Raw genomic sequence first — 21238 nt, forward strand, 5'->3', positions numbered from 1 at the left:
GGTTCCAATCGAAGGGGGGGCAGCTGTACGCGGGTTGGAACCCGGGCAAACGGACAAAACCCGACAGACACTAAGGTCTCCCGCGCACAGCCGCCATAACGGAGTGCACACATTAAAGGTGCGCAAGCATACGTTATGAAAGGCGCTATTGCCTCGTTAACACCACGGGGTTCCAATCCCGGTCGCTGAGGTTGGCAGCGACACACAAACGATAAAGACCAACGCAAAACCGCACCAGTCAGCGGGTTCCGGCATTGCTGTAGGCAGCGACGCCAGACTGCGTAGCCTCACACCACTCATGCGGACAAACTTTTAAACACAAAACCCAAGCTGTCGGACCTTCCTACAAACCTCCAATCCACAAAGGTTTCTGCTCTAGGTTGAAGATTCCCAAAAAGGGACCTATCGTTCCCTTTTTGGGACTTATCGGTCGTTGCCGTGAAAAACCTGTCATTGAGCGAAGCCTTGTTCACCACCACCCAGCAAAAAGTGCTGGGCCTATTGTTCGGTAAACCCGACCGAAGTTTTTACGCCAACGAGATCGCCCGCTGGGCTCAAGTGGGTAAAGGCAGCCTCATGCGCGAGCTGGATCGGTTGCAGCGGGCAGGCGTGCTGACCATGACCCGTCAGGGCAACCAGACCCACTATCAAGCCAATCCCGACTGCCCGATTTATGCCGAACTGCTGGGCATTGCCCGTAAAACCTTTGGTATTGCCGAGCCTTTGCGTCAGGCGCTCCAACCCTTTGCCGAACAGATCACCTGGGCATTTGTGTACGGCTCGATCGCCAAGGATCAGGCAAACGCATCCAGTGACATTGATCTCATGCTGATCGGCGAGGGCCTGCACTACGGTGAAGTGATGGAGCGGCTCATGCCGATGGAAGAGCAACTGGGCCGCCCCCTCAACCCGACGCTCTACACCCCCGACGACTGGGCCGCGAAACTGGCGGCTGAAAATAGTTTTGTCGTGCGGGTAGCGCAGCAGGACAAGATCAATCTGATGGGGGGAAACCCTTTGGAGTCCAAGGATGGGCAGCAACGAGAACCTGGAGAATCTGTTACGTAGCGGTGGACTGAAAGCTGAGCCGCCGGATCGCAAGGAATGCGAAGGATTGATGCGTTCAGCTGTGGATCGATTGAAAGACGCGCAAACGTCTTCGCTTTCCTTCGCGAGTCGTTTCGACCTGGCTTACAACGCTGCCCATGCCCTTGCACTGACGGCTCTTCGCTTGTGCGGCTACCGTTCAGACAAGCGATATCTGGTGTTTCAGTGCCTGGTTCATACCGCTGATATTGGCAAAGTACAGGTTCGGCTATTCGCCCTGTGTCATGAGCGACGAAACCTGGCGGAGTACGAAGGCTATATGGATGAAGATCCGGCGTTGTTGGCGCAGCTATTGGAAAGTGCCGAGCAGTTGCAGATTCGTGTGCAGCAGCAGATGACCGGACTGTAATGCTCCGTCATTGAAAACTGCGGGGATTGTTCCGGCCTCTTCGCGAGCAAGCCCGCTCCCACAGTGTCCGTGTCGTGCTCAAGTCCTGAGTCGTCCACAATACCGGTGGGAGCGGGCTTGCTCGCGAAGGCGTCAGCGCGGGCAACGAATCCCGCCCGTCAACCATTACCCTGACCGTAACAATCCAACACTCCGCTTGATTGATGCCCCCACTCAACGCTCCTAAGGTGACTCCCACGACAGCGAACCCGTGGAGTGGTCATGACAACAACAATATCCCCCGACTCGCGATGGACGCGGCGGCGCAGCGAAAAGCAGCGGCGTCTCGAGCTGGTACGGGGTCTCGCCGACGGTGTGGTCCTGCCCACCGACAAAATCGTTGCGGCGCTGGAGGCTTTGATCCTGCCCGGCGACCGTGTGGTGCTGGAGGGCAATAACCAGAAGCAGGCTGATTTCCTGTCCCGCTCCCTGGCCAAGGCTGATCCCGCGAAGCTGCATGATCTGCACATGATCATGCCCAGCGTCGGACGTTCCGAGCACCTGGACCTGTTCGAACGCGGTATCGCCCGCAAGCTCGACTTCTCTTTCGCCGGCACCCAGAGCCTGCGCATCAGCCAGTTGCTGGAAGACGGCCTGCTGGAAATCGGTGCGATCCACACCTACATCGAGCTCTATGCGCGACTGGTGGTCGACCTGATTCCCAACGTCGTGCTCTCGGCCGGTTTCATGGCCGACCGCGCCGGCAACATCTACACAGGCCCAAGCACCGAAGACACCCCCGCATTGATCGAACCGGCTGCTTTCAGCGACGGCATCGTCATCGTTCAGGTCAATCAACTGGTGGACGATGTCAGCGACTTGCCTCGCGTCGACATCCCTGCCTCCTGGGTCGATTTCGTGGTGGTGGCCGACAAGCCGTTCTACATCGAACCACTGTTCACCCGCGACCCGCGCCACATCAAGCCTGTGCATGTGTTGATGGCGATGATGGCGATCCGCGGGATCTACGAAAAACACAACGTCCAGTCCTTGAATCACGGCATCGGTTTCAACACCGCCGCCATCGAACTGATCCTGCCGACCTACGGCGAATCCCTCGGCCTGAAGGGCAAGATCTGCCGCAACTGGACCCTCAATCCGCACCCAACCCTGATCCCGGCCATCGAAAGTGGTTGGGTCGAAAGCGTGCATTGCTTCGGCACCGAATTGGGCATGGAAAACTACATCGCCGCCCGGCCCGACGTGTTCTTTACCGGGCGCGACGGCTCCCTGCGTTCCAACCGGATGTTCTGCCAACTGGCCGGGCAATACGCGGTGGACCTGTTCATCGGCGCCACCCTGCAAGTCGACGGCGACGGTCATTCCTCCACTGTGACGCGCGGCCGCCTGGCCGGTTTCGGTGGTGCGCCGAACATGGGCCATGACCCGCGCGGTCGTCGTCACGGCACACCGGCCTGGCTCGACATGCGCCATGACGATGCGCCCGAAGCGCTGCTCGAACGCGGCAAAAAACTCGTGGTGCAAATGGTCGAGACTTTCCAGGAGGGCGGCAAACCGACCTTCGTCGAAACCCTCGACGCCGTGGAAGTGGCGAAGAAAAGCGGCATGCCGCTGGCACCGATCATGATCTACGGCGACGACGTCACCCACCTGCTGACCGAAGAAGGCATCGCCTATTTGTACAAGGCGCGTTCGCTGGAAGAACGTCAGGCGATGATCGCGGCCGTGGCCGGGGTCACCGTCATCGGCCTGCGCCACAACCCGAAAGACACCGCGCGTATGCGCCGCGAAGGCCTGATTGCCTTGCCCGAGGACCTCGGCATCCGCCGCACCGACGCCACCCGCGAATTGCTCGCCGCCAAAAGCGTGGCCGATCTGGTCGAGTGGTCCGGTGGCCTCTACAACCCGCCCGCCAAGTTCAGGAGCTGGTAATGCACGCATTCAACCTGCAACCGAAAACCCTGTCCCTGGCTGAGCGGCTGGCGGATCTGGCTGTGGATGCGCTGATCGACGAAGCGGACCTGTCGCCGAAACCGGCGCTGGTCGACCGTCGCGGTAATGGCGCGCACACCGATTTGCACCTCGGGCTGATGCACGCTTCGGCGCTGTCCCTGTGGCCTGCGTTCAAGGAAATGGCAGAGGCCGCCATCGCGTTCGGCGAAGTCGGTCTGCCGCTGCGCGAAGCGATTGGCCTGATCGGTCGTGAGGGCGAGGAAGTGATGCTCGCCACCACGGGCGGCGTGAACACCCATCGCGGGGCGATTTGGGCGTTGGGTCTGTTGGTCGCGTCGGCTGCACTGGAGCCCGAATCCACGGCTGCAGGCTCGATCACTTTGCGCGCCGCACGTCTGGCCTTGCTCGACGACCGTTACGCGCCGCGTCCTCTGAGCCACGGCGCGCAAGTCGCCCAGCGTTATGGCGCACGCGGTGCCCGTGAAGAAGCGCAGCTCGGTTTTCCGGCTGTGATTCAACGGGCGCTGCCGCAACTCAAACGCAGCCGCGCCGCCGGTCATGGCGAGCAGAGCGCCCGGCTCGATGCCTTGCTGGCGATCATGACGAATCTGGCCGACACCTGCGTGCTCTACCGTGCCGGCGAACAAGGCCTGCAGACCATGCAACTGGGCGCCCAGGCCGTGCTCGATGCGGGCGGCAGTGCCAGCCTCGCCGGCCGCCGTCGTTTGCATGACTTGGATGAACAACTGATCGCGTTGAACGCCTCGCCTGGCGGCGCTGCTGACTTGCTCGCCGCTTGCTTGTTCATCGACCGCATCGAATCCGGAGCTTTCTGATGGAAACCCTATCTTTTGAATTCCCCGCCGGGCAGCCGCCACGCGGCCGCACGCTGGTGGGCTGTGTCGGCTCGGGCGATCTGGAAGTGCTGATCGAACCCGGCCAGGCCGGCAAACTGACGATCAAGGTGCAGACCTCGGTCAACGGCGCCGAACAACGCTGGCAGCATCTGTTTGCGCGGATGTTCGACGGTCAGACACCGCCGGCAATGGCCATCGATATCCACGATTTCGGCGCGACGCCGGGTGTGGTGCGCTTGCGTCTGGAACAAGGCTTTGAGGAGATCGGCCATGACTGATCTCCTACGCAAACATAGCTTCGTCGAACTCGGCGCCCGACAACGAGCGAAAGCCTTGCTCGACGCCGGCACCTTCCGCGAATTGCTCGACCCGTTTCAACGCGTCATGTCGCCCTGGTTGTTGCGCCAGGGCGTGGTGCCGCAAGCAGATGACGGCGTGGTGATCGCCAAGGGCAGCATCGGCGGTTTGCCGGTGGTGATTGCCGCGATTGAAGGCGCATTCCAGGGCGGCAGCCTCGGTGAAGTCGGTGGGGCGAAGATTGCCGGTGCGCTGGAACTCGCCGCCGAAGACAACCGCAATGGCATTGCGACCCGCGCCGTATTGCTGCTGGAAACCGGTGGCGTGCGTTTACAGGAGGCCAACCTCGGGCTGGCGGCGATTGCCGATATTCATGCGGCGATTGTCGATCTGCGCCAATACCAGCCTGTTGTGGGTGTGGTGGCCGGCAGCGTCGGTTGCTTTGGCGGGATGTCGATTGCCGCCGGGTTGTGCAGTTATCTGCTGGTGACTCAGGAAGCGCGGCTTGGCCTGAACGGCCCGCAAGTGATCGAACAGGAAGCGGGGCTTGAGGAATACGACTCCCGTGATCGTCCTTTCATCTGGAGCCTGACCGGTGGCGAGCAACGTTTTGCCAGTGGTTTGGTGGATCGCTTTGTCGCAGACGACGTGGCGCAGGTTCAGCAGCAGGTCAGTGAATTGCTCAAGCAAGGTTTGCCGGAACAGCAACGCAGCCGTCAGGCCGAATGGTTCCTGCAACGACTGGCTCGTCTGGACGCCGAGCCGCAAATCGAGCCGTCGACGGTTCGCGATCTGTATCAAGGAGAGCGCTCATGAGTTCGTATTCCCTGAGAGGTTTGAACTGGTTCAACGCCTTGAGTGCGGGCGCCAAACCGGTTGATGGTTTGCCCGCTTCATTGAAGGTTGCCGACGGTGTGTTGGGTGACCAACCCGTTCGCTTTATCGCGGTGGTGGCTGATCCCGACAACCGTTTCGTCCGCGCCCGCAATGGCGAGGTCGGTCTGCTGGAAGGTTGGGGACTGGCCAAAGCTGTGGATGACGTCATCGCAGCGGATCTGGATAAATCGCAGAAACGCGCCTTGATCGCCATTGTCGATGTGCCGAGTCAGGCCTACGGTCGGCGCGAAGAAGCGCTCGGCATTCATCAGGCCTTGGCCGGTGCCGCGGACAGTTATGCCCGCGCCCGACTGGCCGGTCATGCCGTGATCGGTTTGCTGGTGGGCAAGGCGATGTCCGGGGCGTTTCTGGCGCATGGGTATCAGGCCAATCGGCTGATCGCCCTGCGCGATCCGGGCGTGATGGTTCATGCGATGGGCAAGGCTTCGGCGGCGCGGGTGACGTTGCGCAGCGTCGAAGAACTCGAAGCACTGGCCGCCAGCGTGCCGCCGATGGCGTACGACATCGACAGTTACGCGAGCCTTGGACTGCTCTGGGAAACCTTGTCGGTGGAACAGATCGAGCAGCCGACGGCGGCGGATCTGACGCGGGTGGCTGAATGCCTGAATCAGGCGATTGGCGATGTCGCTACCAGTGGCCGAGACCTGAGCGGCCGCTTGGGCGCGAGCAACCGTGCGGCGTCGAGCCAGGTGCGCCAATTGCTGAGAGCGCAGTGGTGAACACGCTTCTGGCCCACGACCTGCTCTGGGGGATGACCCCGAAGCAGTTGCCTGCGGATGCACCTTCGTGGGTGATCGAGTCGATCAGTGCGGGTCAACCGGTGGTGGTTCGGCGTGCGTTGAGCGCGGCGGATCACATCGCGGTCGGCGTGCGTGGACGTTTGCGTGAGCAGCGTTATGCAACGGTGATGTCGGTCGATGCAATCCAGCGTCAAGTCCGGCCGGAAGCGCTTTGTCATGTCGCGATTGATCGGGATTTACCGGCAGTGCGCGCCCTCAATCAACTGCGGCCGATGCTCGATTCCTGTGAGTGGGTGTGGGGTGTCAGTGGCAGCGCCGGGTTTGAATTGGCCAGCGGTTTTCAGGCGTTGCACGAGGGCAGCGATCTCGACTTGATCCTGCGTACACCGCAGCCGTTGGATCGTGTGCAGGCGCAGGCACTGGTGAAGCTTCTCGATGTTGCTGTCTGCCCGGTGGACATGCAGTTGCAGACTCCATTCGGTGCAGTCGCCTTGCGTGAATGGGCCGGCTCTGCACGTCGGGTTTTGCTGAAAAATGCGAGTCAGGCTGTTCTGGTGATTGATCCGTGGAATCCACAGGAGCAAGCAGCGTGAGCAGTTTGCTGGTGTTCCCCGGCCAGGGCGCGCAGCAGCCGGGCATGCTGCATCGTTTGCCTCGGGAAACAGTAATCGAGGCAAGTGAAGTCCTCGGAGAAGACGCTTTTCTTCTGGATTCTGCCGAAGCGCTGAAGTCGACAAGAGCAGTTCAACTCTGCCTGTTGATCGCCGGCGTCGCGGCTTCACGCCAGTTGTTAATGACGGCGGATTACGTGGCGGGATTGTCCATCGGCGCCTACCCGGCAGCGGTGGTCGCCGGTGCCTTGAGCTTCAGCGATGCGCTGCATCTGGTGAGCCTGCGCGGTGAACTGATGCAACAGGCTTATCCACAAGGCTACGGCATGACCGCGATCATGGGGCTGGATTTGGCCACGGTGGAAGAGTTGCTGGCGCAGGTTCACAGCGTCGACACGCCGGTTTACCTGGCCAACATCAACGCCGATAACCAAGTGGTGATTGCTGGCAGCGATGGCGCGATGAAAGCGGTCGCCGAGTTGGCCAAAGGTCGCGGTGCAGGTCTGGCCAAACGTCTGGCCGTCAGCGTGCCGTCCCACTGCCCGCTGCTGGACACACCTGCGAAAACCCTGGCCGACGCCTTCGCCAAGGTGCGGCTGAAAACACCGACGCTGGGCTACCTGAGCGGCAGTCGCGCCCGGCCGATCATCAACGCCGACGCCTTGCGCGACGACCTGGCGTTCAACATGTGTCGCGTGGTGGATTGGCGCGGCACGGTACAAAGCGCTTACGAGCGCGGCGTACGTCTACAGATCGAATTGCCGCCCGGTGCGGTGCTGACCGGGCTGGCGCGCCGGGTGTTCGAGCAGGGCACCGTGATTGCCTTCGACGGGGCGCGGCTCGATACCTTGCAGGCGCTGTTGCGTGAGGAGGGAAGCCGCCAACTCTAGGACACCGACTCAGGCCTTCGAACAACAAAAACAACATTCGACGATGCACTTTGAGGACAACAACAATGATTATTTACGGTGTGGCGCTGTTGGCGATTTGTACGCTGGCAGGAGTGATCGTAGGCGACATGCTCGGCGTGTTGCTGGGCGTGAAATCCAACGTTGGCGGCGTCGGGATCGCGATGATCCTGTTGATCTGCGCGCGGTTATGGATGCAAAAACGCGGCGGCATGACCAAGGATTGCGAGATGGGCGTCGGCTTCTGGGGCGCCATGTACATTCCGGTGGTGGTCGCTATGGCTGCGCAACAAAACGTCGTCACCGCCCTGCACGGCGGCCCGGTGGCGGTGCTGGCGGCGATCGGTTCAGTGGTGATCTGCGGTTGCACCATTGCCCTGATCAGCCGGACTCACAAAGGCGAACCGTTGCCCGATGAACCGGCGCAAGTAACGCCGGTCGGCACGCCAGTAGGAGGTCGCTGATATGTGGGAACTCATTGAGAAGGGGCTGACCAATAACAGTCTGGTGACGGCGTTCGCGTTCGTCGGCGTGATCATGTGGGTGTCGGTGGTGCTGTCCAAGCGCCTGACGTTCGGACGGATTCACGGTTCGGCGATTGCCATCGTCATCGGGCTTGTTCTGGCCTGGGTCGGCGGCACGATGACCGGTGGGCAAAAAGGCCTGGCGGACCTGACGCTGTTTTCCGGCATCGGTCTGATGGGCGGCGCCATGCTGCGGGACTTTGCAATCGTCGCCACGGCATTCGAAGTGCAAGCCACCGAAGCCAAAAAGGCCGGTTTGATCGGTGTGATTGCGCTGCTGCTGGGCACGATCCTGCCATTCATTGTTGGCGCAAGCATGGCCTGGGTGTTCGGTTATCGCGATGCGATCAGCATGACCACCATCGGCGCGGGTGCGGTGACCTACATCGTCGGGCCGGTGACCGGGGCGGCGATTGGCGCCAGTTCCGATGTGGTGGCGTTGTCGATTGCCACCGGGTTGATCAAGGCGATTTTTGTGATGGTCGGCACGCCGATGGCGGCGAAATGGATGGGGCTGGATAACCCGCGCTCGGCGATGGTGTTTGGTGGGTTGGCTGGCACCGTCAGCGGTGTGACGGCCGGGTTGGCGGCGACGGATCGGCGGTTGGTGCCTTATGGCGCGTTGACGGCGACGTTCCACACCGGGCTTGGGTGCTTGCTGGGGCCTTCGTTGTTGTACTTCATTGTTCGCGGGATTGTCGGCTGACTTCAGATTCTGAGTTGTCTGGATTGACGCCATCGCTAGCAGGCTAGCTCCCACAGGGGAATAAGGTTTGCACTTCCACTGTGGGAGCCAGCCTGCTGGCGATTGATGCCAACTCGGTCTCAAGCCTGGCGATTGGCATACATCCGACACTCCGCCAGCAACGCCAGCAGATTCGGATCGCGCTCCTTGGCCTTCAAGAACACCACGCCAATGTGCTGCTGCAACCGATACTTTTCCTGCAACGGAATCAGCTTCACCCGGTTCTCATACACCGCCGCAATCCGTCCCGGCAGCAACGCATACCCCACGCCCGAGCTGACCATGCTCAGCAGGGTGAAGATGTCGTTGACCTGCATCGCCACCTTCGGTTCGAACCCCGCCTGCTTGAACACCCGATTACCGTCCTGGTGCGTGGCAAAGCCCTGGGTCAGGGTAATGAATGTCTCGTCGCGCACTTCTGCAAGGTCCACTTCGGTCCGTTGGGCAAACTTTGAATCCGCCGGTGTGGCGAGAAAGATGTCGTCGGAAAACAGCGGGATCTGCTCGCAGTCAGGGTCGTTGACGCTCTCGTCCAGCGACACCAGGATCGCGTCGACTTCCATGTTCTTGAGCTTGTACAGCAGGTCGAAGTTCGAGCCGAGGATCAGATCGATGTTGAGTTCGCTGCGGCGGATCTTCAGGCCCATGATCAGCTGCGGCACGGTTTTCACCGTCAGCGAATACAGCGAACCAAGCTTGAAGCGCTCAGCGGAGAACCCGGCGGCTTCGCGGGTCAGGCGCACGGTTTCGACCACGTCCTGAATCAGCTTCTGCGCCCGTTCTTCCAGCACATAAGCGCTTTCGAGTGGGGTCAGGTTGCGACCTTCGTGTTTGAATAGCGGGCAACGCAGGGCGCTTTCCAGGGAGTGAATGGCGCGGTGCACGCTGACGTTGCTGGTTTGCAACTCGGCAGCGGCGCGGGCCAGGTTGCCGGTGCGCATGAAGGCCAGGAACACCTCGAGTTTTTTCAGGGTCAACTCTTCATCGATCAGCATGGGCCAGACTCTTATTCGAATCGCTCGATTGTGCCCAATTGGCTAACGTTTGGCTCGATGGCTTTTGTAGGCGCAGCCTCGTTTCACTCGACAGCTCCTGCACAGCTCCTACATCTTGAGGTGAGCAATACATGTATCACGGGGAAAGATTGAACGCCTGGACGCATCTGGTCGGGGCGGTGGCAGCGGTTGTCGGGGTGGTGTGGATGCTGGTGATCGCCAGTATGGACGGCAGCCCGTGGAAGATCGTCAGCGTGGCGATTTACGGGTTCACCTTGTTGGTGCTTTACAGCGCGTCGACCGTTTACCACAGCGTGCGTGGGCGCAAGAAAGCGATCATGCAGAAGGTCGATCACTTTTCGATCTACCTGTTGATTGCCGGCAGCTATACGCCATTCTGTCTCGTGACGCTACGCGGGCCGTGGGGCTGGACCCTGTTCGGAATTGTCTGGGGGCTGGCGCTGATCGGCATCCTGCAAGAGATCAAACCGCGTTCGGAAGCGCGGATTCTGTCGATCGTGATCTACGCGGTGATGGGCTGGATCGTGCTGGTGGCGGTCAAGCCGTTACTGGCGGCGTTGGGCCCTGTCGGTTTTACCTGGTTGGCGTCAGGCGGGGTGTTGTACACCGTGGGCATTATCTTTTTTGCCCTCGATCATCGTCTGCGCCATGCCCACGGGATCTGGCATCTGTTCGTGATCGCCGGGAGTCTGCTGCACTTCGTGGCGATTATGTTTTACGTCGTGTAGACCGCACTGCTGCTACCTGCAAAACCTGTGGGAGCGGGCTTGCTCGCGAAAGCGTCAGGTCAGTCGACATCATCGCTGACTGATCCACCGCTTTCGCGAGCAAGCCCGCTCCCACAGGGATACAGGTGATCCAACTGCGCCTGCGCCCGTCGGCTGAACACCTGCAACAAGTCGCTCAGGGTGTGGGGCGGCGGTTCGTCGGCGCGGGTCACCGCGTACAGGGTGATCGGTAACGCTGGCGCCAAAGGTCGAATCGCTGTGGTGGCGGGGGACGCGCCGAGCGCGGTAAACGGGTCGATCACCGCCAGCCCGGCACCGGATTCAACCATCGCCCGCGCCAGCGAATAGGTCTGCACGGCGATGCGAACCCGTGGCGGCGGCTCGACCGCCTCAAGGTAGCTGTCGAGCCTGGCCGCCAGCGGGTCGGCGCTGGACAGGCCGATCAGCGGCGCACCGGCCAGTTCGATCAATGGCAACGGTTGGCCCAAGGCGTCGTCGGCCCAATAACCCAACGGCGCCAGCGCCACCAAAACCCCGCAGGCCAACACCTGCGCCTTCAGGCCCGGGTGATCCGGCGGTTGCAAGGTCAGCGCGACATCCACTTCGCGCATCAACAAATTCTGCATCAGCTCACGGCTGTGGGCGCTGGACAGCTCGCAGACGATGTCCGGGTAGCGTTGCGTCCACTCGTTGATGGCTGGCGGCAGCAGCGACAGGGCCAGCGCAGGAATCGCGCCGATCCGTACGCTGTGACCCGGCTCGCGCCGCAGGCTCTGGGCCAGGCGTCGCACGCCTTGCAGGCTTTCGGTGACCTTGTCGACTTCGCGCTCAAGCTCTAGCGCTTCGGGCGTGGCCTGCAATTTACCGCGCACCCGCAGGAATAACGGGAAGCCCAGTTGCTGCTCGGCGTGTTGCAGCACTTTGCTCACCGCCGGCTGCGACACGTGCAGCAACTGCGCGGCGCCACTGACCGAGCCGGTCTGGCGAATGGCCTGGAAAATCTCGATGTGTCGCAGTCGCATGGCAAGTCCATAACCTTTGTTTATGGGGCAGGCATCTTTATGCATTGTTCAACGCCTGTCACCTGGTCCTAATCTGAAGCCTGTTTCAACAACGGTTAAAGGACAGACATGGCTCAGCGGGTTTGCATTATCGGTGGCGGCGTTATCGGGCTGACGACGGCTTACGCACTGGTGCGCGACGGCATCGACGTGACGCTGATCGAGGCCCGGGATTCCTTGGGCAGCGAGACCAGTTTCGCCAACGGCGGCCAGTTGTCCTACCGTTACGTCGCGCCACTGGCCGATGCCGGCGTACCGTTGCAGGCGCTTGGCTGGATGCTTCGCGGTGACTCGCCGTTGAAGCTGCGTCCGCGCCTGGACCCGGCGCAATGGCGCTGGATGGCGTCCTTCCTGGCGGCCTGCCGTCGTTCGGTGAATCAGCGCAACGGCGCGCACTTGCTGCGTCTGGCGCTGCTGAGCCAGTCCACGCTGCAAGGCTGGCGCGAAGAAGACCGCCTCGACGGTTTCGACTGGCGGCGCAACGGCAAACTGGTGACGTTCCGTGAAGCCGCCAGTTTTGAGCATGCGCGCCATGGCCTGGCCGATCCGCAACAGCAGCACGTGCTGTCGCGGGCCGAATGCGCCCAACTGGAGCCAGCACTCGCCGAGGCGCCGTTTGTGGGCGCGATTTATACCCCCGACGAAGAGGTCGCCGATTGCCATGCGTTCTGCCAGCAACTGTTGGCTCGGCTCCAGGCGTCGGGGCGTTGCGAGTTTTTGCTCGGGCGCAAGGTCACCGGCATTCGCCGCGTGGACGGCGCGGTGCAGGCCGTCGAAATGGGTTCGCAGGTGCTGCCGGTCGAGCAACTGGTGATTGCCGCCGGCCATCGCAGTCCGGCGCTGGCGCTGCCCGGCATGAACCTGCCGCTGTATCCGCTCAAGGGCTACAGCCTGACCTTGCCCATCCGCGCCGAACATCGTGCGCCGGAGCTGAGCATCACCGATTACAACCGCAAGATCGTTTACGCCCGCATCGGTGACCAACTGCGCGTGGCGGCGATGGTCGACATCGTCGGCTTCGACCCGGCGCTCGACCCTAAACGCCTGGCGCTGATCAAGCGCCAAGCGCAGGAAACCTTGCCCAATGCCGGCGATTATGCCGCCGCCATCGAGTGGGCCGGCATGCGCCCGGCCACCCCCAGCGGCGTGCCGTTGATCGGGGCCTCGGCGTACCGCAACCTGTGGCTCAACCTCGGCCATGGCGCCCTGGGTTTTACCCTGGCCTGTGGCAGCGCCCGGTTGCTCAGCGAGTTGATCGCCCGGCGCACACCTTCAATCGAAATGCAGGGCCTCGCCCCCCGCGTCGCCTGACTTGAAAAGGAAAAACCGATGAGCATCAACCGTATCCACAGCAACAGCCGACTCTCTGGCGCGGTGACCTTTGGCGATCTGGTGTTTCTCTCGGGACAGGTTCCGGGTGACAGCAGCGATGTCACCGGCCAAACCGCCGAGGTGCTGGCGAAGATCGACGCGTTGCTGGCCGAGGCTGGCAGCGACAAGGATCATCTGCTCAACGCGACCATTTACCTGAACGACATTGGCCGCGATTTCGCCGCCATGAACGAGGTCTGGTCGCAGTGGTTGTCGCCGGGCATGGCGCCGACCCGCACGACTTTGCAGGCGCAACTGGCTCGTCCAGAGGTCCTGGTGGAAATCACCGTGATCGCCGCCCGCCGCTAATCGTTTAAACCCACAACGGAGAATAACAATGCAAAAAATCACGTTGATCGGCTGCACCCTCGGCCTGCTGCTCGCCAGTCAGGTCCAGGCCAACGAAGCGCCACTGACCGGCACGCTGAACAAGGTCGCCAATGCCAAGAGCATCACCCTGGGCTATCGCGACGCGTCGGTGCCGTTCTCCTACGTGGGTGATCACACGGGGCAGCCGATGGGCTATTCGGTAGACCTGGCGAGCAAGATTGTCGAGCGCATCAAGCAAAAGCTTGAACTGCCGGATCTGCAGGTGAAGTACAACCTGGTGACCTCGCAAACGCGCATTCCGCTGGTGCAGAACGGCACGGTCGACCTTGAATGCGGCTCCACCGGCGTGACCGCCGAGCGCATGCAGCAAGTGGCGTTTTCCTACGGGTTCATTTACGTGAAGGGGCAATTGCTTACGGCGAAGGACAGCGGCATCAAAAGCTTCGCCGACCTGCGCGGCAAGAACGTCGTGACCACCGCCGGCACCACCAACGAGCGGTTTCTGAAGAGCTACAACGTCGATCACAAGATTGATATGTTCGTGATCAGCGCCAAGGACCACGGCGAAGCCTTCCAGATGTTGCAGTCCGGTCGGGCGGCGGCGTTCTATATGGATGACGCGTTGCTTTACGGCGAACGCGCCAAGGCCCGCGATCCGCATAATTGGGTTGTGGTGGGCGAGGAGCAGTCGCGGGAAATCTACAGCTGCATGGTGCGCAAGGGCGACCCGCAGTTTCTCGAGTTGGTGAACTCGACCCTTGCCGATCTTTACAGTTCGGGCGAGATCAACGGCATCTATCAGCGCTGGTTCCAGCAACCGATTCCACCCAAAGGCCTGAACCTTGAATTCCCGATGACCAGCGAGTTGAAAGCGATTATCGCCAAGCCGGTGAGTGATCCGGTGCAGTAGTTCCTGAACGATCAGATTCTGTTTTGTGTCTTGTAGATCGCGTCGCCGGCCTTCGCGAGCAAGCCCGCTCCCACATTTGATCTGTGTCGTTCAGAGATCAAATGTGGGAGCGGGCTTGCTCGCGAAGAGGCCCTAGAAGTCGCCCCACAGTTGTTGCGCCACCGCCAACGCCACGACGGGCGCGGTTTCGGTGCGCAACACGCGGGGGCCGAGGCGGGCGGCGTGAAAACCACCAGCCTTGGCCTGCTCGACTTCCGCATCGGACAACCCGCCTTCCGGGCCGATCAAAAACGCCAGCGTCGCCGGCTTCGCATGGCTCACCAACGGCTCAGCCACCGGATGCAGGACCAGTTTCAATTCGGCCTGCGTCTGCTTCAGCCAATCGGCCAACAGCAGCGGCGGATGAATCACCGGCACCCGTGAACGCCCGCATTGCTCGCACGCACTGATCGCAACCTGGCGCCAGTGCATCAGGCGTTTGTCGGCGCGCTCATCCTTCAACCGGACTTCACAGCGGTCGCTGAAGATCGGGGTGATTTCCGTGACGCCCAGCTCGGTGGCTTTCTGAATCGCCCAATCCATCCGCTCGCCACGGGACAAGCCCTGGCCGAGATGGATCGACAAGGGCGACTCGACCTGCCCGGCGAAGCTTTCATCGATCTGCACGACAACGCGCTTCTTGCCGACCTCCACCAGCGTGGCGCGAAACTCGTGGCCCGAGCCGTCGAACAGTTGCAGCGCATCACCCTCGGCCATGCGCAGCACGCGGCTGATGTAATGGGCCTGGGCCTCGGGCAACTCGTGTTCGCCGGTGCTCAAGGGGGCGTCGATAAAGAAGCGGGACAGTCTCATGCTGGGTCTCTGGAAAGTGTTAATCATCTGAATCGGTGTCGACTTCATTCGCGAGCAAGCCCGCTCCCACATTGGAATACGGTCAACTGTGGGAGCGGGCTTGCTCGCGAAGGCGGCGGCCCGGACACCACAGAATCCCAAATAACCTAGCCCGGATCGCGGAAGCCCGGGTGGAAGTCCTTTGGCACAGAAACACTGACGCTATCGCGGGTCGCGATGTCGATGCCTTCACTTGCCACTTCAGCCAGAAAGTCGATCTGTTCAGGCGTGATCACGTACGGCGGCAGGAAGTACACCACGCTGCCCAACGGGCGAAGTAAAGCACCACGCTCCAACGCATGCTGGAACACTTTCAAGCCGCGACGTTCCTGCCATGGATAAGCTTCCTTGGTGGCCTTGTCCTTGACCATCTCGATGGCCAGCACCATGCCGGTCTGGCGTACTTCCGAAACGTTCGGGTGATCGGCCAGATGCGCGGTGGCGCTCGCCATGCGCTGGGCCAGCGCCTTGTTGTTCTCGATGACGTTGTCTTCTTCGAAGATATCCAGCGTCGCCAATGCCGCCGCGCACGCCAGCGGATTGCCGGTGTAGCTGTGGGAATGCAGGAAGGCGCGCAGGGTCGGGTAGTCGTCGTAGAAAGCGCTGTAGACATCTTCGGTGGTCACGCAGGCCGCCAACGGCAGGTAACCGCCGGTCAGGGCCTTGGACAGGCAGAGGAAGTCCGGGCGGATGCCGGCCTGTTCACAGGCGAACATCGTCCCGGTGCGGCCGAAGCCGACGGCGATTTCGTCATGGATCAGGTGCACGCCATAGCGGTCGCAGGCTTCGCGCAGCAGTTTCAGGTACACCGGGTGGTACATGCGCATGCCGCCGGCGCCCTGGATCAGCGGCTCGACGATGACGGCCGCGACGGTGTCGTGGTTTTCGGCCAGGGTCTGTTCCATGGCAGCGAACAGGTTGCGCGAGTGTTCTTCCCAGCTCATGCCCTCGGGGCGATGGTAGCAATCGGGGCTCGGCACCTTGATGGTGTCCAGCAACAGCGCCTTGTAGGTTTCGGTGAACAGCGGCACATCGCCCACCGACATCGCCGCCATGGTCTCGCCGTGGTAGCTGTTGGTCAGGGTGACGAAGCGCTTCTTGTTCGGCTGGCCGCGGTTGAGCCAATAGTGAAAGCTCATTTTCAGCGCGACTTCGATGCAGGACGAACCGTTATCGGCGTAGAAGCACCGGGTCAGGCCTTCCGGCGTCATTTTTACCAGGCGCTCGGACAACTCGATCACTGGTTGATGGCTGAAACCGGCAAGGATGACGTGCTCCAGCTGATCGACCTGATCCTTGATGCGTTGGTTGATCCGTGGGTTGGCGTGACCAAACACGTTGACCCACCAGGAGCTGACGGCATCGAGGTAGCGTTTGCCTTCGAAGTCTTCCAGCCAGACGCCTTCACCGCGTTTGATCGGGATCAGTGGCAGTTGTTCGTGGTCTTTCATCTGGGTGCAGGGATGCCACAACACCGCGAGATCGCGTTGCATCCACTGATTATTCAGGCCCATTTTCAGTCTCCTCGAGGCGGCTCGCGACGTGCGCGGGCAAACAATCGCGCAAGCCTATGCAATGCGTGACGTGGGGACAACCCATTGTCTCAATTGAGCTACTTTGTATAGGTGGATAGACGTCGCTGGCGGCCTTTTGATGGCTGACGTATTCTTCGCGGTTCTTTGAGCCGTCTGGCTCGTAAAACCGCTATTTCCTACGTGTATTTCCGGAGTTCGCTGAATGTCTGCTGGTTGGCTGCGCGCCTGTGCGCTGGTGATGTTGGGGCTGTTCAGCGTGTCTGCGCTGGCCAAGGATAAAACGGCGATCGTGATCGGCGGAGGGCTGTCTGGCCTCACCGCGGCTTACGAACTGCAAAACAAGGGCTGGCAGGTCACCCTGCTGGAAGCCAAACCGAGCCTGGGCGGTCGCTCGGGCATGGCCACCAGTGAGTGGATCGGCAACGACAAGACCCAGCCGGTTCTGAACAAGTACGTATCGACCTTCAAGCTGAGCACCACGCCAGCCCCTGAGTTCGTGCGGACCCCGGGCTACCTGATTGACGGTGAGTATTTCACCGCCGCCGATCTGGCCACCAAGCAGCCGGCCACCAGCGACGCGCTCAAGCGTTACGAAAAGACCCTGGACGATCTGGCGCGCTCGATCGAAGACCCGCAGAACCCGGCGGCCAACAGCACACTGTTCGCCCTGGACCAGATCAACGTGTCCAACTGGCTCGACCGTCTGAATCTGCCGACCACGGCACGTCAGTTGGTGAATCAGCAGATCCGTACCCGTTATGACGAACCGTCGCGCCTGTCGCTGCTGTACTTCGCACAGCAAAGCCGCGTTTATCGTGGCGTTGCTGACCGTGACCTGCGCGCTTCACGCCTGCCCGGCGGTAGCCCGGTGCTGGCCCAGGCGTTCGTCAAACAACTGAAAACCATCAAGACCAGCTCCCCGGTCTCGGCGATCACCCAGGACAAGGACGGCGTGACCGTCAAGGTCGGCAGCGTTGGCTATCAGGCTGACTACGTCGTTGTGGCCGTGCCATTGCGCGCCCTGAACAAGATCCAGATGACTCCGTCGCTGGATGCCCAGCACATGGGCGCGATCAAAGGCACCAACTACGGTTGGCGCGACCAGATCATGCTGAAGTTCAAGACGCCCGTGTGGGAAAGCAAGGCGCGGATGACCGGTGAGATCTACAGCAACGCCGGTCTGGGCATGTTGTGGGTTGAGCCGGCACTGAAGGGCGGCGCCAACGTGGTGATCAACCTGTCCGGCGACAACGCGCGCGTCATGCAGGTCTTCGGCGACAAGCAGATGGTCGATCAGGTGCTGATCCGTCTGCACGCCTTTTATCCACAGGCACGCGGTTCGTTCACTGGTTACGAAATCCGCCGCTACAGCACCGATCCATCGATGGGCGGCGCTTACCTGGCCTTTGGCCCTGGCCAGATCAGCAAGTACTGGCGCCTGTGGGAACGTCCGATTCAGCGTGTAGCCTTTGCCGGCGAACACACTGACACCTTGTACCCGGGCACTCTGGAAGGCGCACTTCGCACCGGTCAACGTGCAGCCAGTCAGGTAGAAGACCTGGCGGCCGGCAAGTCGTTTGAACCGGCGAAAGTTGTTCCGGCAGCGACCGTTGCAGCGGCCGGCGCGGTGGCGGCGAAGAAAGGTAACTTCTTCACCAACCTGTTCGGTGGTTCTGACGACAAACCGGCACCCGTCAAGGCGCCAGAGCCAGTGGCTCCGGTTGCTCCGGCACCGGCCCCAACACCTGCGCCGGCCCCAGCGCCAGCACCGGTCGAAGCGCCGAAAGCAGTGGCCCCGGTGAAAGCCGAACCCGCCAAAAAAGCCCCGGCCAAAGCTGCAGCGAAAAAACCTGCGGCCAAAGCCGAGGCCAAAAAGGCCCCGGTGAAGAAAGCTGAACCGGCGAAGAAAGTAGCGGCCAAGCCCGCTGCGACTCCGGTGGCGGATACCAAAGCGCAGTAAGCTTTGGGATTAAAAAACGCGGCAGAAATGCCGCGTTTTTTTATGCCTGAAGAAAACCAACATAAAGAATCGAATAAATATCAGGGCGCAGGTGTTCTTTAGTTGGACTGCATTTTTTCTTACATGCGGATCTTTAATCTTTCCTTAACTCACCCATTTCAGACTCTTGATCGTATTTCTCGATATTTCAAAGCGAAATTTTCCGCTTTTACTCGATAGATAACTCGATAGTCTTGGTCGCAGTTCTCACAGGATTTGGGCAATGCAGCTACGTAATTCTTCTTCGCGCTACGGTTGGGTCAGCATTTTCATGCACTGGGGCGTGGCGTTGGCAGTCTTCGGTCTGTTTGCGTTGGGCTTGTGGATGGTCGGTCTCGACTACTACAGCACCTGGCGCAAAGACGCGCCGGACTTGCACAAGAGCATTGGCCTGGTGTTGTTGGCCGTTATGGTTGTACGGGTGCTGTGGCGTTTTATCAGTCCGCCACCACCCGCACTCCAAAGCTATAGCCGCATGACGCGTATCGGCGCCACGTTCGGCCATTCGTTCCTGTACCTCAGTCTGTTTGCTGTGATGATTGCCGGTTACCTGATTTCCACCGCAGACGGTGTCGGGATTCCGGTGTTTGGCCTGTTTGAAGTTCCTGCACTGATATCCGGACTACCGGATCAGGCAGATACAGCCGGTGTGATTCATTTGTACCTGGCCTGGGCGCTGGTCATTTTTTCCGGTCTCCATGCGTTGGCAGCACTGAAACACCACTTTATTGATCGTGATGCGACCCTGACGCGAATGCTGGGACGCAAAGCCTGATGTTCAATCTCGACTCCAAAGGAATAGAAAGTATGTTGAAAAAGACGCTCGCTGCTCTGGCAATCGGTTCTGCCTTGCTGTCCGCCAACGTGATGGCAGCTGACTATGTTGTCGACAAGGAAGGCCAGCACGCCTTCGTTGACTTCAAGATCAGCCACCTGGGCTACAGCTTCATCACCGGTACCTTCAAGGACATCGACGGCAAGTTCAGCTTCGACGCTGCCAAGCCTGAAGCCAGCAAGATCGAGTTCAACGTGAACACCGCCAGCGTGTTCACCAACCATGCCGAGCGCGACAAGCACATCGCCAGCGCTGACTTCCTGAATGTGAGCAAATTCGCTAAAGCGACGTTTGTTTCCACCAGCGTCAAATCCACCGGCAAAAACGCCGCTGGCAAAGACACTGCTGATGTGACCGGTGACCTGACCATTGCAGGCGTGACCAAGCCAGTCGTGGTCAAGGCTACTTTCCTGGGTGAAGGCAAGGACCCATGGGGCGGCTACCGTGCCGGCTTCGAAGGCACCACCAGCATCAAGCGTTCCGATTTCGGCAAGCAGAAAGACCTGGGCCCAGCGTCCGACGCGGTTGAGTTGTATGTAACGTTTGAAGGTGTGAAAGCGAAGTAAGCTGTTTGCGTCATCAAAACGCCGACCTCAGGGTCGGCGTTTTGCTGCCTGGTGTTCAGGAGAGGCTGCTTTGGTAGTCGGCGATTTCATTGCGTAGCCAAGTCAGCAGGCTCGCCAACTGCGCCGAGCGTTGTGTGTGGGTCGGCCAAAGCATGAAATAACGGGATGCGTGCAGCGGTTCAACGTCGGTCAGTTTAACCAGTTGCCCGCACTGGATCATGGCGTGAGCAATCGAGCGACGGGTTAGCGCGATTCCATAACCCAGGCGCGCCGCTTCAAGCATCAAAGTCGAGTCAGTGAACTCTAGTGCCGCGAGTGGACGCATCTGTTCAACGCCAGCGGCAGCAAGCCAGGTCGACCAGCTTTCACTGGCGTGGAGTAATGGATGTCCCAGAACGGACTCGGCATCGACAGGCAAGCATCCTAGATTGAATCCTGGCGCGGCGACGACCAACAAGGAGTCCTGCATCAACGGCTCACAGTGCACATCTGGCCATTGTCCGTGGCCGAACCGGATCGCCGCATCGATCAGGCCGCCCTCGAAACTTGAAAACTCCATACTGGCTGCCAGCTTGAGGCGCAATCCGGGCTGCGCGTCGATAAACCCTTGCAAGCGTGGCAATAGCCAAAACATTCCAAAGGATGGCAGCACCGAAAGGGTGAGTTGCGGGTGTCGGGTTTTGGACAGGAATCTTTCCGTTACCCCGGCAATTTCACCCAGGGTTTGCCGGATCTGATAGGCGTACACACGCCCCTCTTCTGTCAGCACCACACCGCGGCCATTACGTTCAGTCAGTCTAACGTCCAGGTATTCCTCCAGCGAGCGTATCTGGTGGCTGACAGCGCTGTGGGTGACGTGCAGTTCCAATGCCGCGAGGTTGACCTTGCCCAATCGTGCCAAGGCTTCAAAGGCCCGGAGAGCCGCTAGCGGAGGTAGTTTCAATAGGTGAATTCCATTCACTGAACCGGGCAGAAATCGCCGCTATACATGAATTGACGAGGCTACGG

The 21238-nt window shown here is 60.6% G+C and carries 23 protein-coding genes; 18 read left to right on the forward strand and 5 right to left on the reverse strand.

Features of this window, described 5'->3' with window-relative positions:
- Positions 1–438 precede the first annotated feature (438 nt).
- From KGB03_RS21650 to madM, 11 genes are all read left to right on the forward strand, one after another.
- Positions 439–1068, forward strand: a complete 630-nt coding sequence (locus tag KGB03_RS21650; RefSeq protein WP_111448466.1) for a nucleotidyltransferase domain-containing protein — start codon at positions 439–441, stop codon at positions 1066–1068.
- Positions 1031–1456 (forward strand): hypothetical protein, encoded by a 426-nt coding sequence (locus tag KGB03_RS21655; RefSeq protein WP_076029438.1) that lies wholly within the window; start codon positions 1031–1033, stop codon positions 1454–1456. Before KGB03_RS21650 ends, KGB03_RS21655 begins: the two co-directional genes overlap by 38 nt.
- Before the next feature lie 261 nt (positions 1457–1717).
- Complete coding sequence (gene mdcA / locus KGB03_RS21660; protein ID WP_076029439.1) at positions 1718–3388, forward strand: malonate decarboxylase subunit alpha; 1671 nt, start codon at positions 1718–1720, stop codon at positions 3386–3388.
- Positions 3388–4245, forward strand: coding sequence for a triphosphoribosyl-dephospho-CoA synthase (locus KGB03_RS21665; protein WP_223528857.1), 858 nt, complete (start codon positions 3388–3390; stop codon positions 4243–4245). Before mdcA ends, KGB03_RS21665 begins: the two co-directional genes overlap by 1 nt.
- A complete protein-coding gene (locus KGB03_RS21670; RefSeq protein WP_008026217.1) occupies positions 4245–4544 on the forward strand; it encodes a malonate decarboxylase subunit delta in 300 nt (99 codons plus the stop codon). Before KGB03_RS21665 ends, KGB03_RS21670 begins: the two co-directional genes overlap by 1 nt.
- A complete protein-coding gene (locus KGB03_RS21675; protein ID WP_223528861.1) occupies positions 4537–5379 on the forward strand; it encodes a biotin-independent malonate decarboxylase subunit beta in 843 nt (280 codons plus the stop codon). Before KGB03_RS21670 ends, KGB03_RS21675 begins: the two co-directional genes overlap by 8 nt.
- Entirely contained in the window at positions 5376–6179 is an 804-nt protein-coding gene (gene mdcE, locus KGB03_RS21680) for a biotin-independent malonate decarboxylase subunit gamma (protein ID WP_223528865.1), read from the forward strand. The genes KGB03_RS21675 and mdcE overlap by 4 nt, the downstream gene beginning before the upstream one ends.
- Complete coding sequence (locus KGB03_RS21685) at positions 6173–6793, forward strand: malonate decarboxylase holo-ACP synthase (protein WP_223528867.1); 621 nt, start codon at positions 6173–6175, stop codon at positions 6791–6793. The genes mdcE and KGB03_RS21685 overlap by 7 nt, the downstream gene beginning before the upstream one ends.
- Positions 6790–7701 carry a malonate decarboxylase subunit epsilon gene (gene mdcH / locus KGB03_RS21690; RefSeq protein WP_223528870.1) on the forward strand — a complete coding sequence of 304 codons (912 nt, stop codon included), beginning with the start codon at positions 6790–6792 and terminating at the stop codon, positions 7699–7701. The genes KGB03_RS21685 and mdcH overlap by 4 nt, the downstream gene beginning before the upstream one ends.
- Positions 7702–7766: 65 nt before the next feature.
- Positions 7767–8183 (forward strand): malonate transporter subunit MadL, encoded by a 417-nt coding sequence (madL, locus tag KGB03_RS21695; RefSeq protein WP_123369130.1) that lies wholly within the window; start codon positions 7767–7769, stop codon positions 8181–8183.
- Position 8184: 1 nt separating this feature from the next.
- Positions 8185–8949, forward strand: a complete 765-nt coding sequence (gene madM / locus KGB03_RS21700) for a malonate transporter subunit MadM (protein WP_192409162.1) — start codon at positions 8185–8187, stop codon at positions 8947–8949.
- Positions 8950–9068: 119 nt separating this feature from the next.
- Here the strand turns inward: madM and KGB03_RS21705 are convergent, their stop codons facing one another.
- Positions 9069–9983 carry a LysR substrate-binding domain-containing protein gene (locus tag KGB03_RS21705; RefSeq protein WP_008033325.1) on the reverse strand — a complete coding sequence of 305 codons (915 nt, stop codon included), beginning with the start codon at positions 9981–9983 and terminating at the stop codon, positions 9069–9071.
- A gap of 131 nt (positions 9984–10114) precedes the next feature.
- Between KGB03_RS21705 and trhA the strand changes: the two genes are divergently transcribed.
- The gene (trhA, locus tag KGB03_RS21710; RefSeq protein WP_111448475.1) at positions 10115–10732 is read left to right on the forward strand and encodes a PAQR family membrane homeostasis protein TrhA; all 618 of its coding nucleotides are present in this window, start codon (positions 10115–10117) and stop codon (positions 10730–10732) included.
- Positions 10733–10791: 59 nt separating this feature from the next.
- On the opposite strand, the gene KGB03_RS21715 is transcribed toward trhA, so the two are convergent.
- A complete protein-coding gene (locus KGB03_RS21715; RefSeq protein WP_223528873.1) occupies positions 10792–11754 on the reverse strand; it encodes a LysR family transcriptional regulator in 963 nt (320 codons plus the stop codon).
- A 108-nt stretch (positions 11755–11862) separates the two neighbouring features.
- On the opposite strand from KGB03_RS21715, the gene KGB03_RS21720 reads away from it, so the two are divergent.
- The 3 genes from KGB03_RS21720 to KGB03_RS21730 are packed head-to-tail and all read left to right on the forward strand — an operon-like array spanning position 11863 to position 14404.
- Positions 11863–13104: a D-amino acid dehydrogenase gene (locus KGB03_RS21720; RefSeq protein ID WP_223528876.1), complete on the forward strand. Its 1242-nt coding sequence runs from the start codon at positions 11863–11865 to the stop codon at positions 13102–13104.
- An 18-nt stretch (positions 13105–13122) separates the two neighbouring features.
- Positions 13123–13473: a RidA family protein gene (locus KGB03_RS21725; RefSeq protein WP_223528879.1), complete on the forward strand. Its 351-nt coding sequence runs from the start codon at positions 13123–13125 to the stop codon at positions 13471–13473.
- Between the two features lie 28 nt (positions 13474–13501).
- On the forward strand, positions 13502–14404 hold the full coding sequence (locus KGB03_RS21730) for a transporter substrate-binding domain-containing protein (RefSeq protein ID WP_111448479.1): 903 nt from the start codon (positions 13502–13504) through the stop codon (positions 14402–14404).
- Positions 14405–14536: 132 nt separating this feature from the next.
- Here the strand turns inward: KGB03_RS21730 and KGB03_RS21735 are convergent, their stop codons facing one another.
- Positions 14537–15256 carry a 16S rRNA (uracil(1498)-N(3))-methyltransferase gene (locus tag KGB03_RS21735; protein ID WP_111448480.1) on the reverse strand — a complete coding sequence of 240 codons (720 nt, stop codon included), beginning with the start codon at positions 15254–15256 and terminating at the stop codon, positions 14537–14539.
- A 146-nt stretch (positions 15257–15402) separates the two neighbouring features.
- The gene (locus tag KGB03_RS21740; protein ID WP_192409178.1) at positions 15403–16809 is read right to left on the reverse strand and encodes an adenosylmethionine--8-amino-7-oxononanoate transaminase; all 1407 of its coding nucleotides are present in this window, start codon (positions 16807–16809) and stop codon (positions 15403–15405) included.
- A gap of 223 nt (positions 16810–17032) precedes the next feature.
- Here KGB03_RS21740 and KGB03_RS21745 point away from each other — a divergent pair, with 223 nt between their 5' ends.
- From KGB03_RS21745 to KGB03_RS21755, 3 genes are all read left to right on the forward strand, one after another.
- Positions 17033–18790: a flavin monoamine oxidase family protein gene (locus tag KGB03_RS21745; RefSeq protein ID WP_218536714.1), complete on the forward strand. Its 1758-nt coding sequence runs from the start codon at positions 17033–17035 to the stop codon at positions 18788–18790.
- A 262-nt stretch (positions 18791–19052) separates the two neighbouring features.
- Entirely contained in the window at positions 19053–19604 is a 552-nt protein-coding gene (locus KGB03_RS21750) for a cytochrome b (protein WP_218536715.1), read from the forward strand.
- A 32-nt stretch (positions 19605–19636) separates the two neighbouring features.
- Entirely contained in the window at positions 19637–20230 is a 594-nt protein-coding gene (locus KGB03_RS21755; protein WP_223528882.1) for a YceI family protein, read from the forward strand.
- Positions 20231–20285: 55 nt separating this feature from the next.
- Here KGB03_RS21755 and KGB03_RS21760 read toward each other — a convergent pair whose 3' ends face one another.
- Positions 20286–21173 (reverse strand): LysR substrate-binding domain-containing protein, encoded by an 888-nt coding sequence (locus tag KGB03_RS21760; protein WP_218536717.1) that lies wholly within the window; start codon positions 21171–21173, stop codon positions 20286–20288.
- Between the last annotated feature and the right edge of the window lie 65 nt (positions 21174–21238).

It is taken from the genome of Pseudomonas sp. BF-B-26, assembly GCF_019956495.1.
Taxonomy (GTDB): Bacteria; Pseudomonadota; Gammaproteobacteria; order Pseudomonadales; family Pseudomonadaceae; genus Aquipseudomonas.